The sequence below is a fragment of the Streptomyces hirsutus genome (genome assembly GCF_001418415.1).
Classification (GTDB): Bacteria; Actinomycetota; Actinomycetes; order Streptomycetales; family Streptomycetaceae; genus Streptomyces; species Streptomyces hirsutus.
The window spans coordinates 451-18313 of sequence record NZ_LIQT01000317.1; the positions used below are offsets into that span (position 1 = coordinate 451).

Consider the following 17863-nt stretch of genomic DNA (forward strand, 5'->3'; position numbering starts at 1 on the left):
GCCGCCGCCGCGCTGCGCGGCCGGTCCGCCCGTGCGGACGAGGCCGAACTGCGGGAGCTGGCCACCGAGGCGGCGGCCGGGCTCATCTCCGAGGACCCCGTCTACTCCCGGCTCGCCGCCCGGCTGCTGACCCTCGGCATCCGCACCGAGGCCGCCTCGCAGGGGGTCACGTCGTTCACCTCGTCGATCGCCGCCGGGCACCGCGAGGGCCTCATCGCGGACCGGACCGCCGAGTTCGTCCTGCTGCACCCGGACCGTCTCGACGCGCTGATCGACCCCCGCGCGGACGACCGGTTCGGCTACTTCGGGCTGCGCACCCTGTACAGCCGCTATCTGCTGCGGCATCCGGTCACCCGCAAGGTCGTCGAGACACCGCAGCACTTCCTGCTGCGGGTCGCCTCCGGTCTCGCCGAGGACGGCACCCCCCGCTCGGTGGACGAAGTCGCCTCGCTGTACGGCCTGATGAGCCGCCTGGAGTACCTGCCCTCCTCCCCCACCCTGTTCAACTCAGGTACCCGGCACCCCCAGATGTCCTCCTGCTACCTCCTCGACTCCCCCAAGGACGAACTGGACTCCCTCTACGACCGCTACCACCAGGTGGCCCGCCTCTCCAAGCACGCCGGCGGCATCGGTCTGGCCTACTCCCGCATCCGCTCCCGGGGGTCGCTGATCCGCGGCACCAACGGGCACTCCAACGGCATCGTCCCGTTCCTGAAGACCCTGGACGCCTCCGTCGCCGCCGTGAACCAGGGCGGCCGGCGCAAGGGCGCGGCGGCGGTCTACCTGGAGACCTGGCACTCGGACATCGAGGAGTTCCTGGAGCTGCGCGACAACACCGGCGAGGACGCCCGCCGTACGCACAACCTGAACCTCGCGCACTGGGTGCCGGACGAGTTCATGCGCCGGGTCGACGCCGACGCCGCCTGGTCGCTGTTCTCCCCGTCCGACGTCCCGGACCTGGTCGACCTGTGGGGCGAGGAGTTCGACGCGGCCTACCGGGCCGCCGAGGCCGCGGGTCTGGCGCGGAAGACGATCCCCGCCCGGGAGCTGTACGGGCGCATGATGCGGACCCTCGCCCAGACCGGCAACGGCTGGATGACGTTCAAGGACGCCGCCAATCGCACCGCCAACCAGACGGCCGAGCCCGGTCACGTCGTCCACTCGTCCAACCTGTGCACGGAGATCCTCGAGGTCACCAGCGACGGGGAGACGGCGGTGTGCAACCTGGGCTCGGTCAACCTAGGCGCGCTCGTCGACCTGGCGGCCGGTGACCTCGACTGGGAGCGGCTGGACGAGACCGTGCGCACGGCCGTCACCTTCCTCGACCGGGTCGTGGACATCAACTTCTACCCGACCGGGCAGGCGGCCCGTTCCAACGCGCGCTGGCGGCCGGTGGGGCTGGGGGTGATGGGCCTCCAGGACGTCTTCTTCGCCCTGCGCCTGCCCTTCGACTCCCCCGGCGCCCGGCGGCTCTCCACCCGGATCGCCGAGCGCATCATGCTCGCCGCGTACGAGACCTCCGCCGGCCTCGCCGAACGCCCCCAAGCGCCTGCGACAGGCTCCGGTGCAGGAGGGACCCCCGTCGGCCCCCTGCCGGCGTGGGAGCAGACGCGGACCGCCCGGGGCGTGCTGCACCCCGACCACTACGACACCGAACTCGCCTGGCCCGAGCGCTGGTCGGCGCTGCGCGAACGGATCGCCTCCGTCGGCATGCGCAACTCGCTGCTGCTGGCGATCGCGCCGACCGCCACCATCGCGTCCATCGCCGGCGTGTACGAGTGCATCGAGCCGCAGGTGTCCAACCTGTTCAAGCGCGAGACGCTGTCCGGGGAGTTCCTCCAGGTCAACTCGTATCTGGTGAACGACCTGAAGCGGCTGGGCGTGTGGGACGCGCGGACCCGCGAGGCACTGCGCGAGGCCGGCGGCTCGGTGCAGGACTTCACCTGGATCCCCGAGGAGGTGCGCGGCCTGTACCGGACCGCGTGGGAGATCCCGCAGCGCGCCCTGATCGACATGGCCGCCGACCGCACCCCGTTCCTGGACCAGTCGCAGTCGCTGAACCTGTTCATGGAGACGCCGACCATCGGCAAGCTCTCCTCGATGTACGCCTACGCCTGGAAGCGGGGCCTGAAGACCACGTACTACCTGCGCTCCCGGCCGGCGACCCGCATCGCCCGCGCGGCCCAGGCGCAGACCACTGCCGCCACCGGCCCCGTTCCCGCCCCTGTCCCCACCCCGCAGCCGGCCGCCGATCCCGAAGCCGTCGCCTGCTCCCTTGAGAACCCCGAGTCCTGCGAGGCCTGCCAGTGATGACCACCGCCCCCCGAACCCAGAACCTGCTTGACCCGGGCTTCGAACTCACCCTGCGCCCCATGCGTTACCCCGACTTCTACGAGCGCTACCGGGACGCGATCAAGAACACCTGGACCGTGGAGGAGGTCGACCTCCACTCGGACGTCGCCGACCTCGCGCGGATGAGCCCCGCCGAACAGCATCTGATCGGCCGTCTGGTGGCCTTCTTCGCCACCGGCGACTCGATCGTGGCCAACAACCTGGTGCTCACCCTCTACAAGCACATCAACTCCCCGGAGGCGCGGCTGTACCTGTCGCGGCAGCTCTTCGAGGAGGCGGTGCACGTCCAGTTCTATCTGACCCTGCTGGACACCTACCTGCCCGATCCGGAGGACCGGACGGCCGCGTTCGCGGCGGTGGAGAACATCCCGTCCATCCGGGAGAAGGCGGAGTTCTGCTTCCGGTGGATGGACTCGGTGGAGAAGCTCGACCGGCTGGAGACACGGTCCGACCGCCGCCGCTTCCTCCTCAACCTGATCTGCTTCGCCGCGTGCATCGAGGGCCTGTTCTTCTACGGGGCGTTCGCCTACGTGTACTGGTTCCGCAGCCGGGGCCTGCTGCACGGTCTCGCGACCGGCACCAACTGGGTGTTCCGGGACGAGACGATGCACATGTCCTTCGCCTTCGACGTGGTCGACACCGTCCGCAAGGAGGAGCCGGACCTGTTCGACGACGAGCTTCAGCAGCAGGTGACGGACATGCTGCGCGAGGCGGTCGAGGCGGAGCTGCAGTTCGGGCGCGACCTGTGCGGTGACGGGCTGCCGGGCATGAACACCGAGTCGATGCGGCAGTACCTGGAGTGCGTGGCCGACCAGCGGCTCACCCGGCTGGGCTTCGCCCCGGTGTACGGCTCGGACAATCCGTTCTCGTTCATGGAGCTCCAGGGGGTCCAGGAGCTGACGAACTTCTTCGAGCGGCGCCCGTCCGCGTACCAGGTCGCCGTGGAGGGCACGGTCGACCTGGACGAGGAGTTCTAGAGCCGGTCCGGCCCGGGGAGGTCCCTCCTCCCCGGGCTGCCGGCCCGGGTGCCGCCCGCCGGCGCCCGCATCTCACGCCGCGCGCGCGGTGCGGTGCGGGGTGGCACTCCGCGCGGAACGGGACCCCGGGGTCCGCTCCGGCCGGGACGGCCCGGTGGGGGCGTGGCGCCGCTCGGCGGCGGCGCGGTCGGTCCCGGCCCGCTCGAGCTGTCGGTCGATCCTCCGCTCGTGCGCGATGCCGATGACGGCGGGGAGGACCATCAGGGCGAGCAGTCCGAGAACGGTCAGCATTCCGATCAGTGCTTCCACATGTGTCGTCTCCATGGACACCACTGTCGCGCCGGACGCTCCTTACCGAACAGTGGCAGGACTGCCGCACACCCTCGATTTACTGCCAGCGGCAGGGCACACTGGGGCCATGCTCCGCAATGTGGCCGCCGTCCTGCTCGACCGCGTGAACCCCTTCGAGCTCGGTGTCGTCTGCGAGGTCTTCGGCGTTGACCGCAGTGACGACGGCCTGCCCGTCTACGACTTCGCGGTCGCCTCCGCCGAAGGCCCCTCGCTGCGCAGCAACACGGGCTTCTCGATCCAGGTCGAGCACGGCCTGGACCGGCTGGAGGCGGCGGACCTCATCGCCGTGCCCGCCGGGTCGTGCTACGAGACGCGGGACTTCCCGCCCGGGCTGCTGGACGCGCTGCGCCGGGGCGTGGACCGGGGCGCCCGGGTGCTCAGCGTCTGCTCCGGCGTGTTCGTCCTCGCCGCCGCCGGCCTCCTCGACGGCCGGCGCGCCGCCGCCCACTGGCGGCACGCGGACGCGCTGACCAGGAGGTACCCCCACCTGACCGTCGAACCGGATGTGCTCTACGCCGACGAGGACCCGGTGATCACCTCCGCGGGCACCGCCGCCGGGATCGACGCCTGTCTGCATCTCGTGCGCAAGGAGCAGGGTCCCGAGGTCGCCAACCGGATCGCCCGGCGCATGGTGGTGCCCCCGCACCGCGACGGGGGCCAGGCCCAGTACATCGAGCGCCCGCTGCCTCCGCCCGGCGGCGACAGCGTGTCCGAGGTGCTGGTGTGGATGGAGCGGCATCTCGACGAGGAGGTGACCGTCGAGCAGCTCGCGGCCCGCGCCCACATGTCCCCGCGCACGTTCGCCCGCCGTTTCCAGCAGGAGACCGGCACCACGCCCTACCGCTGGGTCCTGCGCCAGCGGGTGCTGCTGGCGCAGCATCTGCTGGAGGCCACGGACGAGACGGTGGACGCGATCGCGGGCCGCACCGGTTTCGGTAACGCGGCGGCGCTGCGCCACCACTTCGTGCGCGCCGTGGGGACGACTCCGCACGCCTACCGGCGCACGTTCAGGGGCCCGGAGGCCGCCTGAACGTGCGCCGCGCGGCCGGTCAGCGGGGCAGCGCCGACAGCATCAGCCGGCGCGGCCGGAGGGTGATGCCGATCCGGGGCCGGGTATCGGAGCCGGGCACGTGCTCGAACCGGTAGGCGGAGGCGATCGCTGCGGTGATGAGCGTGAGCTCGGCCATCGAGAAGTGGTCACTGGGGCATTTCCGGTTGCCCACGCTGAACGGGCTCATCGCGTGCTTGGGCACGTCCTTGGCCCGCTCCGGAAGCCAGCGGTCCGGGTCGAACTCCTCGTTCCGCTCGTACGACCGCCGGTCGCGTTGGATGGCGTACGGACTGTAGATGAGGTCCGCCCCCCGGGGAATGCGGTATCCGCCGAGTTCCGTTTCGGTCACCGCCCGGCGCGTCAATATCCATACGGCCGGATACAGCCGCAGGGTCTCGGTGACGACATTCGCGGTGTACGTCAGCTTTCGGACGTCCTCGAATGCGACGGGCCGGTCACCGACGACGGTTTTCACCTCGTCGCGGATCTTGTCACCGAGTTCCGGGTGCTCGGTGAGAACCAGGAGGAGCGACATGACGGTGGCTCCGACGGTTTCGCTGCCGGGGGTGAGGATGGCGATGACCTGGTCGTGGATCTCCTGTTCCCCGATGGGCTCACCATTCTCATCCTTCGCCTCCAGCAAAGCCGTCAGCAAATCGTCCGGCTTTTGACCGCTCGCCCGTCGGTCGGCGACGATCTCGTCGACCAGGACATGCAAATCGGCCAGCGCCCGGTTGAATTCTCGGTTGGCCGGAAGCGGCACCTTATAAAGCGGTCCGAGCGGTACCACCATGCGCTGGTACATACCGCTGAACAACGTGGCGAGGTCGGCACAGATGCGCTCGGCCCGGGCGTCCATGTAGCTGCCGCGCATCAGGCAGCGGGCGGTGACCCGGACGGCCACGCGGAAGGACTCCGCCGTGACGTCCAGTGCCTCGCCGGAGCGCCAGCGCTCCACGAGCGCGTACGCCTCCTCCGCCATGATCGGCCCGTACGCGGGGATCGCGTCGAGCCGGAACGCGGGCTGGATGGTGCGGCGCTGACGCCGGTGCAGCGGGCCGTTGGCGGTGGCGACGCCCTCCTCTCCGAGCAGTCCCTCCAGGGACTCCCACAGCGGCCCGGCGATGATGTAGTCGGGGCTCAGCGCCACCGCCCCGGTAAGGGCGGGGGTGGTGACGGCGTACACCGTCTTCGGTCCGATCCTGATGCGCACGACGTCGCCGTGATCGCGCAGTTGGGCCATGAAGGCCAGCGGATCGCGCACCAGCTTCCAGCCGTGGCCGAGGAGGGGGACACCTCCGCCGGCCAAGGGCGGCTCGCGCAGTGCGGTCGCCGCGGACGCTCCGGGTTCCACCGACTCGACGGTCATTTCTCACCTGCCGCTTCGTTGTTGACGTACGGGGGCGTGGACCGGTCGTCCCAGCTGTCGACCATGTACCGGCCGGACTCGTGGTGGAACCAGTAGACGGAACTGAACCAGTTCCGCATGTTTCCGAGGCAGGCCCGCACGGCCGCGCCCCGTTCCTTCCCTCCCACCGTGCCGTCGTCGAGACCGTCGGCGAATCGCAAGACTCCCTGTTCCGCGTCGAGGAATTCGGTGATGCATTTCTCGACGCGGCGCCTCACATCGACGACCGCCTCTTCGAGGGTGAGCCCCTCATGGACGATGAGACTGATTCCGAGATTATGCACCTCATGGCCCGCTAATTCCTTCGGGAGCGAGCAGAGGTCGTTGTACCAGGCGGCGAATTCCTGACTCAGCAGGGCCGCCTTCCGATAGGACGGGTTCTTTCGTACGCTGTCCGGCAGTTCACAGCCCGCGCTCGGCTCCAGGAGATCGGTCCAGATCCAGTGCGCGAAGGTGAGCCGGCGCAGTTCCAGATATTCCTCGACAGTGGGGACGATTCCCTCCGTACGATTGCGGAATTCCCGGTCGTACGCCTCGATCACCGTGTGGAAGTGCCGGGCGAACCGGGCGTTCCACGTGTCCGGAAGGAACGAGTACAGCCGCCGCACACTGTCCGCGAGCCCGGACACCAGTGCGTCCCCGTGATGCAGGTGGTCCGTGGGACTGTCGAGAGCCGTGTGCAGGTGGTCCTTCAGCCGCCGCCAGGCGTCGGGGCGGCCGTGCACGATGTCGCGGTCGTGCCGGTCGTCCCAGACGAAGAACCACGCGCTGTAGTCCGCTATCGCCTGGAGGACCTCGTCGGCGGCATCTGTGTAGTAGCCCGCCATGAGGTCCGTGTAGCACAGTCCATCGGCATATTCCTCCACCTTGTCCGCCGGCATGAGCCGCTTTTCGAGCAGCCACGCGCGGGTTTCCTCCTGGAGCTTCGGCCAATACGGATGGAGTTGCCGAGGAAACGCCGCCTCGATCACCGGGAGAGACAGCGCCGGTGGAACTGCGATGGTGGTCGGTTTCGATGTGGTGCCGTGTGACAAAGCATGCACGAACAATCCCCTCTCAGCCGCCAGTCGGCGTGCGCCCCTTCCCCCGTGCCGGACGCACGCCCATGCGTATCCCCACCCCACCATTCAGCACCACAACTGACCGTCCTGGGAACGCATTTGCCTCCTTCACTACCCGACGGTGCCGAGATCCTCCCCTTGCGTGTCCGGTTTCGGGCCGTCCATCCGTCGAGGGGTCGAACGCTTGACGGAAAGACGAACGGCGCCTGGTCCGGAGGGAACACCGGACCAGGCGCCGTGCGCGAGGGAGTTCTGCGAACCAGGGGGACGAAGCACCCTGGCGGTCATGAAGGTGACAGGGGGTCAGTCGTTGGCGACCACGGGATAGCGCGGCTCGTTCTCGGCCATCTGCCGCAGCGCGTCCTTGCGTTCCCGCTTGGAGAGCCGGTCGATGTACAGGTAGCCGTAGAGATGATCCGTCTCGTGCTGCAAACACCGTGCGAAGTAGCCGGTGCCGCGCACCTTGACCGGGTTGCCCAGCTCGTCCTGACCGGTCACCTCGGCGTAGTCGGGCCGGGCCAGCGGCGCGTACGCGGTGGGGACCGACAGGCAGCCCTCGTTGGAGTCGTCCAGCCGGCGCTTCTCGGCGGGCAGTTCGACCAGCTCGGGGTTGCAGACCACGCCGACGTGGCGCGCGCCGTCGTCGTCCGGGCAGTCGTAGACGAAGACCTTCAGGTCGACGCCGATCTGGTTGGCGGCCAGGCCCACGCCCTCGGCGGTGCGCTGGCTGGCGAACATGTCCGCGACCAGCTGCTGGAAGTCCGGGCCGAAGTCGGTGACGTCCCGGCACTCCTTGTGCAGCACCGGGTTGCCGACCACGGTGATCGGCCGCGAGGTGCCGCGCTCGACCCAGGCGGCCTCGCGCTCCGCGCCGCCCTCCGTGTCGATGACGTACCCCTCCTCGTCGACGGGGAGCACGCCCGCGTGCTGCTGATCGGTGTCCTGCTGAGCCATGACCGACGTACGCCTTCCTGGAAAACATGGGGTGTGATGCTGGTACAGGGTACGGCGAACGGCCCGCCCGCCGACCGGCCCGCGCCCTGTCCGACGACCGGCCCGGTGAACGCCCTAGCAGACCTCTTCGAGATCCCGCCAGTCCCGCGAGTCCGGACTGTCCGCGACCCATCCGTCCAGCAGACCGCGGACCAGTGAGGGCGGCGCGGCGAGCCCGCACTCGCGCTCCGGCACCCACAACTGCCCGTCGGTGCGGTGGCCGAGCGGTCCGGGATGCCCCGGCTCACTGTGGTCGTGCGGGTCGAGGTGCTCTCCTTCGCCCTCGTCGGACGGCATCCGGGACTCCGAGCACATCCGGCACAGCAGCCGCACCGACGACGACCAGTCCTCGGCGGCGAACCCGGCGTCCGCGGCCAGTTGCTCCAGGGCGTCCCGGTCGGCCTCGCTCGCGGCCTCCAGCAGGACCACCCAGGTCGGCACCGGTGAGGGCGCCCACAACTCGATCTCGTCGAACACCGGGTAGGTGTGCCCGGCGACCGTGCTCCGCTCGCCGTGCGGCACCCCGTCGTGCAGGACGACCTCGCCCCAGCGGCGGCCGGAGGACGGCAGCGGAATGGACAGCACCTCGATCCGGGCGGGATCGAGCCGCCGGCCCCAGACGACCTCGGCCTCCCCCTCCGGGGACAGCCGTACCGCCGCGCTGCCCAGGTCCATACCGAGCGGTTCGCCGGAGTCGGTGGGGCTCCCGGGCACCTTCAGCCCGTAGGCCTGCCAGGCGCGGCGGGCCAGCGGCCAGTCCTGCAGGGCGGTGGCGGCGATGCCGACGTTCCACCAGTCCGGCGCTCCGGCGTCCCGGTCGAGCAGGGCCACGGCCCTGAGCCCCGCGGACCGCGCCTGCTCCCAGTCGTGGCGGAACTTGTGCAGCAGCGCGAGGTTGAACCAGGACTCCGACAGCCAGGGCTCCAGATCGGCGGCCCGGGTGAGCAGCGCGCCCGCGTCCTCGTAGCGGCCGTCGCCGATGAGTGTGAACGCGCGGTCGGTGGCCTGCCGCCAGGAGGCGGAGGGCCTGTTCCGTCCCTTGCCGAAGATCCTCACGATTCCCGCCTGCCAGTTCCGTGCGGTGGGCGGCCTAGCCCCCGGACACCGTCTCCTTCGCATCCAACCACGTACGGCTGGAAGGGCGCTCATTACCCATGGGTTACCCCGGGCCCGCCCGGGTCAGACCGTCCCGTTCGCGGCTCTCGCCGCGCTCGGGCGCCGTCCTCACGCCGGTCCTCGCGCCCCTTCCCCCGGCACACCCGCAGTCGTCCTCGTCCCCCCTTGCTCACCGCGCCGTCCTCATCCTCACATCCCGGCCCCCGCAATGCCCCGACGGCCTCCCGCTGCCTCACGGCCGGCCGCCTCCGTCCTCGTACCCGTCTGCGTGCTCCCCTGCCCCGGCTGCCCTGGACAGCACCCGGGCCAGGGATTCGACGACCTGGGGTGCGTACTCGCCGGCGGTGCCGAGGCGCAGTTCCTCCAGTGCCGTCAGAGGCCCGCCGGGGCCTCCTGCCCGGGACTTCTCGTCGTACGCGTTCACCACCCGGACGATCCGCGCGGCCAGCGGCTGCTCCCGGTGGGGTTCGGCCTGCCGCTCCACGATCCCGGCCACCTTCGGGTCCACCCCGGTCTGGCGGACCACGGCGCCGCCGAGCAGGGCGATCCGCCGCTGTTCCGGGGCCGGCAGGGCGGCGGTGGCACCTGCGGGCACCGGGTCGACAAGGCTGAGCTGACCGATGTCGTGCATCAGGGCCGCGTACTCCAGCACGGTCAGGTCCGGCTCGGTCAGCCCCAGGTCCCGGCCCACCGACTGGCTGAGGTCGGCGACCCTGCGGGCGTGCCCGGCCGGGGTGCAGCCGGCGATCTCGGTGGCCCGCGCGAGGGAGGCGATGGTCTGCCGGTAGGTGGCACGGACGGCCGCGTACCGCCGGTAGGACAGCTGCGCGAGCAGCAAGGGCACGGAGAGCAGGGGCAGCGCCCACAGCCCCACGACCGCGACACCGAGCGCCATCACCGCGCCCGTCGCGACGACGGCGGCCCCGATACCGGGCAGCGCCCGCAGTTCGTCGCGCAGCACCGGTGGGAAGGGCCAGCCGGTGCGGGAGTGGGCCAGCGCGGCGGCGAGCACGGCGTCGCACAGCGCGGACAGCGACAGCAGGGCGAGCAGCAGCAGCGCGTGGGCGGGGCCGCCCCAGTCGTCGAACGTCCCCCGGCCGTACAACGGCTGGAAGCACACGGCGACGAACCCGACGGTGAGGGTCCGGCGGGCCAGCCGGTCGCGGGTGGGCCCGCGCCCGCGCCCGATGTGCGGCACGCTGCCGAGCAGTGAGGCCGCGAGGACCACGGTGACGACCTGGGCCGCGCCGTGGTGGCTGGGCCGCCCGCCGGCCTCGCCGAGCAGCGCGTACGCCAGTGACCCGGCGGCGGCGAGCGGCGCGGCCTGCCGGATCCGCGGTCCGTCACGGGGCTGCGTTCCGGCGCCCGGCGGAGCTCCTTCGCCGGGCCGTCGTCCGTCGCGGGGCCGCGGTCCGTGGTGCCGGGTGAGTTCGCCGACGGCGACGAGGAGACCGAAGGCGAGGGCGGCACCGCGTTCCGCGATCCCGTGCCACAGGGTGGCGCCGAGACAGCCGGCGGCGAGCGCGGCGGCGCAGGCGTGCACGAGGGTGTGCGGCCGGAGGGTCATCGGCGCGCTCCGGGCGGATCGGCGACCTGAGTGGCAACCGGCTCGTCGGCGGGCGGGGCGGGCGGGCCAGGAGGCTGCCGGACGTCCTCGGCCGTCACCGCGGGATGCCAGCCGGTCCGGCCGATCGCCCGCACCAGCGCTTCCACCATCCGCGGGTCGAAGTGGTCGCCCGCACACCGCTGGAGCTCGTCCAGCGCCACGGGCACCGGCCGGGCCCTGCTGTAGGACCGGTTGGAGGTCATCGCGTCGAAGGCGTCGGCGACCGCCACCACTCGCGCGGACTCCGGAATCTGAGCGCCCGCCAGCCCGTAGGGGTAGCCGCTGCCGTCCAGCCGCTCGTGATGGTGCAGCACCGCCGCGCGGGCCTCGCCCAGGAAGGAGATCCCGCGCACCATCTCGTGCCCGTACTCGGGGTGCAGCTCGATCACCCGCCGCTCCTCGGGGGTCAGCGGCCCGTCCTTGGTGAGCAGCCGGGTGGGCACCCCGAGCTTGCCGACGTCGTGCAGGATGCCCGCGAAGCGCAGCACCTCGGTCCGCTCGTCGTCCATGCCGAGCTCACGCGCGATCATCGTGGAGGCCTGGCCGACCCGCTCGCTGTGCCCGCGCGTGTACCCGTCCTTGATGTCGACCGCCTGCACGAGCGCCCGGATCGTCGCCTGATGGGCGGCCCGCTCCCGGTGGTACTGGGCGAACGCCCACCACGAGACGCACATCGGCAGCAGCACGAGGAGCGCGGCCACGGGCCCGTAGGGGCTGCGCCACAGCAGGGCCATCATCAGTCCGGCGAGCCCGTGCACAGTGACCGGTGCGAGCGACCGCAGGAACAGCCGCCACCAGGTCGTCTGCCGGGTGTTCCGCCGGCTTGTCCGCCGGGGCCTCCGTCGCGTCCTCCGCCAGGTCGTCCGCCGGCACTCCGGACGGGGCGCCCGGTTCCCGCGTCGAAACGGCACACCGCCCGCCAGTGCCAGGATGCCGCGGTCCAGCAGTGTGAGTACCAGGCAGAACACCAGTACCGAGGCGCCGGCTGCGCCCAGCGCCGCCGGAACGTCCCCGTCCGCGACCGCTTCCCGGCCGCCGGCCGCGAGGTGCGCCCGGCCCGCGGCCCACACGGCGAGGGTCAGCTGGCCGGCCCGCCAGATCCGCCGCGCGAGGAACGGCCGCTGTTCCACGGGGGTGAGCAGCGCGCCGGGCAGCGCGACCAGCGCGGCGGCGGACGGCGGCAGCAGAAAGGCCGCGGCGAGCAGAACGGGGTGGAAAGTGCCGCCCGGGTTCGGGGCACCGAGGTGCCGGGACCGGGCCAGGCGCTCGCAGCCGGCGTACAGCACGGCGAGCAAGGCGACGGCTCCCCAGGGGACGTCCGGACCGGACGCGGCCGACAGCGGCAGCTGCAGTGGCAGCGGCAGTGTCTGCGACAGCGGCGCGGACGACAGGGGCACCGCCGGCAGCAGACAGAGCAGGCCCGCCACGGCGACACCGGTCACGTACATGCGGGCCCGTGCCGGTAACGCCTCCATGAGTCCCTCCCCCGACTGTGACGGCCGCGCTCGGCCTGTCGCCTGTCAGGGTCCGGAGCTTAGGGGGACGAACGGCACCTCCGCGGGGTCATGACCCGCGGATTAGCACGTACGAGTGACGGCACTCCCCTTTCGAGGGGTGCCTTCCTGGGCAGGTGTTCGCAGAGCGCTCGAACAGCGGGGTTCAGGAGTCCTGCGGCGCCGGAGCGGTCCGGGGTGCCTGCGGCGCCGGAGCGGTCCGGGGCGGTGCGGTCGTCTCGGAAACAGCGACGTCCTGGTCGGGGACGGCCTGGCCCGAGCGGATCACGTCGATCCGGCCCATGACCTTCGCGCGCAGGTCGCCCGGCACGTCGTCCTGCCCGCAGCACCGCTTGACCAGCTTCTTCACCGCCTGCTCGAGCCCGTACTTCTCGAGACAGGGCGAGCACTCCTCGAAGTGGTGCTCGAACTTCGCGCAGTCGGAATCCGGCATCTCACGATCGAGGAACTCGTAGAGATGATCGAGGATTTCGCTGCAATCCGTCTCGTGCGGCTCTCCGCAGCTCATGACCTCGAGCCTTTCGCTTCGTTCGACTCTCCGGCGCCCGCCGGAACCAGTCCGCGCTCGCGCGCGTAGTCCTCGAGCATGCCGCGCAGCTGGCGGCGGCCACGGTGCAGGCGGGACATCACGGTACCGATGGGTGTGCCCATGATGTCGGCGATCTCCTTGTAGGCAAAGCCCTCGACATCCGCGAGATACACGGCGATGCGGAACTCCTCGGGGATCGCCTGGAGCGCTTCCTTGACGTCCGAGTCGGGGAGGTGGTCCAGCGCCTGCGACTCCGCGGAACGCAGACCGGTCGACATGTGCGACGCGGCCCGCGCGATCTGCCAGTCCTCGATCTCCTCGGCCCCGCTGCGCTGCGGTTCCCGCTGCTTCTTGCGGTACGAGTTGATGAACGTGTTGGTCAGAATCCGGTACAGCCACGCCTTGAGGTTGGTGCCCTCGCGGAACTGGTGGAAGGACGCGTACGCCTTGGCGTACGTCTCCTGGACCAGATCCTCCGCGTCCGCCGGGTTGCGCGTCATGCGCAGGGCGGCCGAGTACATCTGGTCGAGGAACTCGAGCGCGTCCCGCTCGAAGCGCGCGTTGCGCTCGGCGGCCGATTCCGCCCGCCTGTCGCCCTGGCCCTCGGGCTGCTCCGCCTGGCCGTGATCGGTCCCTGCGCCGGTACCGGGAACCGGACCCACCTCCTCCGTTGTCGCGAGACCGGGAACGGCCTCACCCGAATCGGAGGATAGACGACGATCCGGTCCGTCCGCCGCCCGAAGGGGGACGGTCCTGGCCGCGTGCAGCACCGTCCAGTCCAGGTCGGTGCGGCCCTTGCGGCTCGGGCAGAAGGTCGAACCCATGCGGCGGACTTCCTCTCCTATACGACTACGACGGCTGTGCCGGAGACCGGCGAACACGTCGGCGTCAACAGCGGAGGGCGTCCGGACATTCCCGAAGCTTTACCCGGGCGGGCCAAGCGGCCGCCGCCACGGGAGAGAGGTGACCTCCTACGGCACGAGGGAGCCGGCCCACCGCACGACGGCGTCCGTGACGACCGTCAGGGCCTCCTCCTGCGTGATGTCCGCCCGCTTGGGAACGGCGAGGCCGTGATCGCCGTGCGCCACCTCGACCAGTTCGTACGCCCACCCGTCTCCCGCCACCGCCCTTGCACCGGCGCTCCCCCGGAGCTGAACGCCCGGGGGGACCCCCATCGCGCGGCCCCTCCCGTACTCGGGGAACTCCCCGGGCCTGCCGAAGGGGTCGTTGCCGCCCTGTACGACGAGGGTGGGCACCCCGGCCCCGAGCAGCTCGTCGGCGCGGGACTTCTCGGGTCTGCCGGGCGGGTGCAGGGGGAAGCCGAGGGCCAGCACGGCACGGGCGCCCAGTTCACCGGCGGTCCGGCAGGCGACCCGGGCTCCGGCGCTGCGCCCGCCGGAGATCACCGGCAGGCCCGGCTTCGTCAGCGCGGGCCAGAGGCCGCGCCAGCCGATGTCCAGGGTCTTCGGGGCGGGAGCCACCTTCTTGCCGGCCACCCTCCAGGGTTGCTCCACCAGGGCCACGGTCACGCCGTGCGCGGGCAGCACGGTGGCCAGGGCCTTCAGGTCCCGCGCCTCGATGCCGCCGCCGGCGCCGTGACCCAGCGCGAGGACGAGGCGCGCGGTGGGCCGGGCGGGGTGCCAGGTGACGCGGGCGAGGCCCGCGTCCGTCTCCACGGTCTCGGCCCACGGTTCCGCCGTACCGGCGGCGGCAGGGGTGTGCTTCGGGCTCTTCGCGTTCTTCGCATGCGTCACGTCAGAAGAGTGTGCTCTCTTCCGGTGCTTCCAGTTCCCTCAGCAGGTCCGGGCCGTTGTTGCGGACGTTGCTGACCGCCGTGGAGACCGGGAAGGCGCGCATCAGGCCGGAGGGCGGCGGTGCGAGCAGCCCGCGCACCTCCTCGGTGTCCGTGCGGGCGGGGTCGAGCCAGGCGTCCCAGCGGTCCGGTGTGAGCATCAGCGGCATCCGCGGGTGGATGTCGGCCAGGGTCGTCGGGCCGTCCGCCGGTGCCATCGCGAGCGACTCGGTCTCCGCCTCGGTGGTGATGACGGAGCACGTCGCCCACCAGGCCCGGGGATGGTCGTCCGGCAGGGTCCGGTCCCGCCAGAACTCGTACAGACCCGCCATCGCGAGCACCGAGCCGTCGGCCGGTGTCACGAAGTACGGCTGCTTGCGGGGGCGCTTCCGCTTGCCCTCGACCTCCAGGTCCCGCTCCTGCGTGCCGGTGACCCACTCGTAGTAGCCGTCGGCGGGCAGGATGCAGCGCCGGGTGGCGAAGGCACGACGGTAGGACGGCTTCTCGTGGACGGTCTCCGCGCGGGCGTTGATCAGCCGGGCCCCGCCCTCGGGTGTCTTGGCCCAGGAGGGCACGAGGCCCCACTTCAGCTTCCGCAGCTGCCGAACCGGCCGCGGGTCGTCCGCGTCCTTCACCGCACGGTCGAGTACGGCGAAGACCTCTTTGGTGGGCGCCACGTTGTAATCGGGCTCCAGGGCCTCTTCCGGCTCCCACTGTTCGACCTCAAAGACTTCTGCGAGATCCTCGGGCCTGCGACTAGCTGCATACCGTCCGCACATACATGCAACACTGCCAGGCCCACCCGTCTCCCTGCCACCGCCCCTTGCAATGAGGCGCTTCGCGCCGCCCCCTCGGTTCGCGACCACGAGGAGTCCCCGCCGAACATGGACAGCACCGCATCCGCCTCGCTCGCCTCCCTCTGGGACGAGGTCACGGGCACCCAGCCCGACCCCGACCTGTGGGTGGTGCTCGCCGCCCTGGCCGCCGCGCTCGCCGTCGTCGCGCCGCACGGGCTGTGGAGACTCTCGCGCAACGCCATCACCATCGCCCACGAGGGCGGTCACGGGCTCGTGGCGCTGCTCACCGGCCGCACCCTCACGGGGATACGCCTCCACTCGGACACCAGCGGCCTGACCGTCAGCCGGGGCAAGCCGACCGGTATCGGCATGATCCTCACCGCCGCGGCCGGCTACACCGCTCCCCCGCTGCTGGGCCTCGGCGGGGCGGCGCTGCTGGGCGCCGGGCGCATCACGCTGCTGCTGTGGCTGGCCACGGTGCTGCTCGTGGCGATGCTGGTGATGATCCGCAACGCGTACGGGGCGCTGACGGTGCTGCTCACCGGCGGCACGTTCGTCCTCGTCTCCTGGCTGGCCGGCCCGCAGGTCCAAGCGGCGTTCGCGTACGCCGTGGTGTGGTTCCTGCTGCTCGGCGGAGTGCGCCCGGCGTTCGAACTCCAGGCCAAGCGGGCGCGCGGGGGCGCGGGCGACTCGGACGCGGACCAGCTGTCCCGGCTGACGCACGTACCGGCGGGTCTGTGGTTCTTCCTGTTCCACGCGGTGTCCCTGTGCTCGCTGCTCGGCGGAGGGCGCTGGCTGCTGGGGCTGTGACGCCGCAGGGGGGACTCGGGGACGGTGTTCGTTGGCTCCCCGACAGGGGTGCGCACGCGCGGGACTCCACCCGTAGTCGGCCGGGGATGCCCGGTGGAGTGGCCCGACCAGGGGACGACGGCTCGGGGCCGGACGGTCCCGGGCACGCCCGGCGGACCGGGCCGCCATTAAAGTGGTGCGCATGACCGCTAATCCCGCATCCACCGCCCTCTGGCCCGCCCCGCACGCAAGCGGAGCCGTCGACGCGACGGTCCATGTGCCGGGGTCGAAGTCGGTCACCAACCGTGCCCTCGTGCTCGCCGCCCTGGCCTCCGAGCCCGGCTGGCTGCGCCGCCCGCTCCGCTCGCGCGACACACTGCTGATGGCCGACGCGCTGCGGGCCATGGGGATCGAGATCGAGGAGGGCGTGGGCCCCGACGGCACCGGTGAGGCCTGGCGGGTGCTGCCCACCGGCCTGCGCGGACCGGCCACCGTGGACGTCGGCAACGCCGGCACGGTGATGCGGTTCCTCCCCCCGGTCGCCACGCTGGCCGACGGTCCCGTCCGTTTCGACGGCGACCCGCGGTCGTACGAGCGCCCGCTGAACGGCGTCATCGACGCGCTGCGTCACCTCGGTGCCCGGATCGACGACGACGGCCGGGGCGCGCTGCCGCTGACCGTGCACGGCGGCGGCGCCCTGGAGGGCGGCACCGTGTCGGTGGACGCGTCCTCGTCGTCGCAGTTCGTCAGCGCGCTGCTGCTGTCCGCGCCGCGTTTCAACCAGGGCGTCGAGGTCCGGCACACCGGCGCGACGCTCCCCTCCCTGCCGCACATCCGGATGACGGTCGACATGCTCCGCGCGGTGGGCGCCCAGGTGGACAGCCCGGAGTCGGGCGGCGAGCCCAACGTCTGGCGGGTCACCCCGGGGGCCCTGCTCGGACGGGACCTCACCATCGAGCCCGACCTGTCCAACGCCCAGCCCTTCCTGGCGGCGGCGCTGGTGACCGGCGGCCGGGTCGTCGTCCCGGACTGGCCGGCCCGCACCACCCAGCCCGGTGACCGGCTGCGGGAGATCTTCACCGAGATGGGCGGTTCCTGCGAGCTGACCGAGCAGGGGCTGGTGTTCACCGGTTCCGGATCGATCCACGGCATCGACGTGGACCTCGGCGAGGTCGGTGAGCTGACGCCGGGCATCGCGGCCGTCGCGGCGCTCGCGGACTCGCCGTCCACGCTGCGCGGTGTGGCCCACCTCCGGCTGCACGAGACGGACCGCCTGGCCGCGCTCACCAAGGAGATCAACGAGCTCGGCGGCGACGTCACCGAGACCGCCGACGGTCTGCACATCCGCCCGCGCCGGCTGCACGGCGGCCTCTTCCACACCTACGAGGACCACCGCATGGCCACCGCGGGCGCGATCATCGGCCTCGGGGTGGAGGGCGTACGGATCGAGAACGTGGCGACCACGGCGAAGACGCTCCCGGACTTCCCCGAACTGTGGACCGGGATGCTCGGGGCCTAGGACCAAGA

General features: G+C 71.6%; 16 protein-coding genes. 5 read left to right on the forward strand and 11 right to left on the reverse strand.

What is annotated here, in order from left to right; translation table 11 throughout:
• A partial coding sequence (locus AOK11_RS23055; RefSeq protein ID WP_055595661.1) for a ribonucleoside-diphosphate reductase subunit alpha occupies window positions 1-2310 on the forward strand: 2310 nt, incomplete at its 5' end.
• Window positions 2310-3329 carry a ribonucleotide-diphosphate reductase subunit beta gene (locus tag AOK11_RS23060; RefSeq protein ID WP_055595635.1) on the forward strand — a complete coding sequence of 340 codons (1020 nt, stop codon included), beginning with the start codon at window positions 2310-2312 and terminating at the stop codon, window positions 3327-3329. The genes AOK11_RS23055 and AOK11_RS23060, both read left to right, overlap by 1 nt.
• 72 nt (window positions 3330-3401) lie before the next feature.
• Here the strand turns inward: AOK11_RS23060 and AOK11_RS23065 are convergent, their stop codons facing one another.
• Window positions 3402-3653 carry a hypothetical protein gene (locus AOK11_RS23065; RefSeq protein ID WP_055595662.1) on the reverse strand — a complete coding sequence of 84 codons (252 nt, stop codon included), beginning with the start codon at window positions 3651-3653 and terminating at the stop codon, window positions 3402-3404.
• A gap of 94 nt (window positions 3654-3747) precedes the next feature.
• On the opposite strand from AOK11_RS23065, the gene AOK11_RS23070 reads away from it, so the two are divergent.
• Complete coding sequence (locus AOK11_RS23070) at window positions 3748-4710, forward strand: helix-turn-helix domain-containing protein (protein WP_055595636.1); 963 nt, start codon at window positions 3748-3750, stop codon at window positions 4708-4710.
• 19 nt (window positions 4711-4729) lie between these two features.
• Here AOK11_RS23070 and AOK11_RS23075 read toward each other — a convergent pair whose 3' ends face one another.
• From AOK11_RS23075 to AOK11_RS23115, 10 genes are all read right to left on the reverse strand, one after another.
• Window positions 4730-6100 (reverse strand): bifunctional albaflavenone monooxygenase/terpene synthase, encoded by a 1371-nt coding sequence (locus AOK11_RS23075; protein ID WP_055595637.1) that lies wholly within the window; start codon window positions 6098-6100, stop codon window positions 4730-4732.
• Window positions 6097-7182, reverse strand: coding sequence for an epi-isozizaene synthase (gene cyc1 / locus AOK11_RS23080; protein ID WP_055595663.1), 1086 nt, complete (start codon window positions 7180-7182; stop codon window positions 6097-6099). The genes AOK11_RS23075 and cyc1 overlap by 4 nt, the downstream gene beginning before the upstream one ends.
• 321 nt (window positions 7183-7503) lie before the next feature.
• Window positions 7504-8154 (reverse strand): peptide deformylase, encoded by a 651-nt coding sequence (def, locus tag AOK11_RS23085; protein ID WP_055595638.1) that lies wholly within the window; start codon window positions 8152-8154, stop codon window positions 7504-7506.
• Between the two features lie 114 nt (window positions 8155-8268).
• Complete coding sequence (locus AOK11_RS23090; protein WP_055595639.1) at window positions 8269-9249, reverse strand: tetratricopeptide repeat protein; 981 nt, start codon at window positions 9247-9249, stop codon at window positions 8269-8271.
• Window positions 9250-9541: 292 nt separating this feature from the next.
• On the reverse strand, window positions 9542-10876 hold the full coding sequence (locus tag AOK11_RS40445) for an HD-GYP domain-containing protein (protein WP_079035024.1): 1335 nt from the start codon (window positions 10874-10876) through the stop codon (window positions 9542-9544).
• Entirely contained in the window at window positions 10873-12390 is a 1518-nt protein-coding gene (locus tag AOK11_RS23095; RefSeq protein WP_055595640.1) for an HD-GYP domain-containing protein, read from the reverse strand. The genes AOK11_RS40445 and AOK11_RS23095 overlap by 4 nt, the downstream gene beginning before the upstream one ends.
• Before the next feature lie 184 nt (window positions 12391-12574).
• Window positions 12575-12937, reverse strand: a complete 363-nt coding sequence (gene rsrA / locus AOK11_RS23100; protein WP_055595641.1) for a mycothiol system anti-sigma-R factor — start codon at window positions 12935-12937, stop codon at window positions 12575-12577.
• A complete protein-coding gene (locus AOK11_RS23105) occupies window positions 12934-13620 on the reverse strand; it encodes a sigma-70 family RNA polymerase sigma factor (protein ID WP_055595664.1) in 687 nt (228 codons plus the stop codon). The genes rsrA and AOK11_RS23105 overlap by 4 nt, the downstream gene beginning before the upstream one ends.
• 309 nt (window positions 13621-13929) lie before the next feature.
• Complete coding sequence (locus AOK11_RS23110) at window positions 13930-14634, reverse strand: alpha/beta hydrolase family protein (protein WP_055595665.1); 705 nt, start codon at window positions 14632-14634, stop codon at window positions 13930-13932.
• A 79-nt stretch (window positions 14635-14713) separates the two neighbouring features.
• The gene (locus AOK11_RS23115) at window positions 14714-15529 is read right to left on the reverse strand and encodes an SOS response-associated peptidase (protein ID WP_055595642.1); all 816 of its coding nucleotides are present in this window, start codon (window positions 15527-15529) and stop codon (window positions 14714-14716) included.
• A 105-nt stretch (window positions 15530-15634) separates the two neighbouring features.
• Between AOK11_RS23115 and AOK11_RS23120 the strand changes: the two genes are divergently transcribed.
• Together AOK11_RS23120 and aroA are read left to right on the forward strand one after the other, a co-directional pair.
• Complete coding sequence (locus AOK11_RS23120; protein ID WP_055595643.1) at window positions 15635-16357, forward strand: M50 family metallopeptidase; 723 nt, start codon at window positions 15635-15637, stop codon at window positions 16355-16357.
• A 181-nt stretch (window positions 16358-16538) separates the two neighbouring features.
• Window positions 16539-17855, forward strand: coding sequence for a 3-phosphoshikimate 1-carboxyvinyltransferase (gene aroA, locus AOK11_RS23125; protein ID WP_055595644.1), 1317 nt, complete (start codon window positions 16539-16541; stop codon window positions 17853-17855).
• Window positions 17856-17863: the final 8 nt, after the last annotated feature.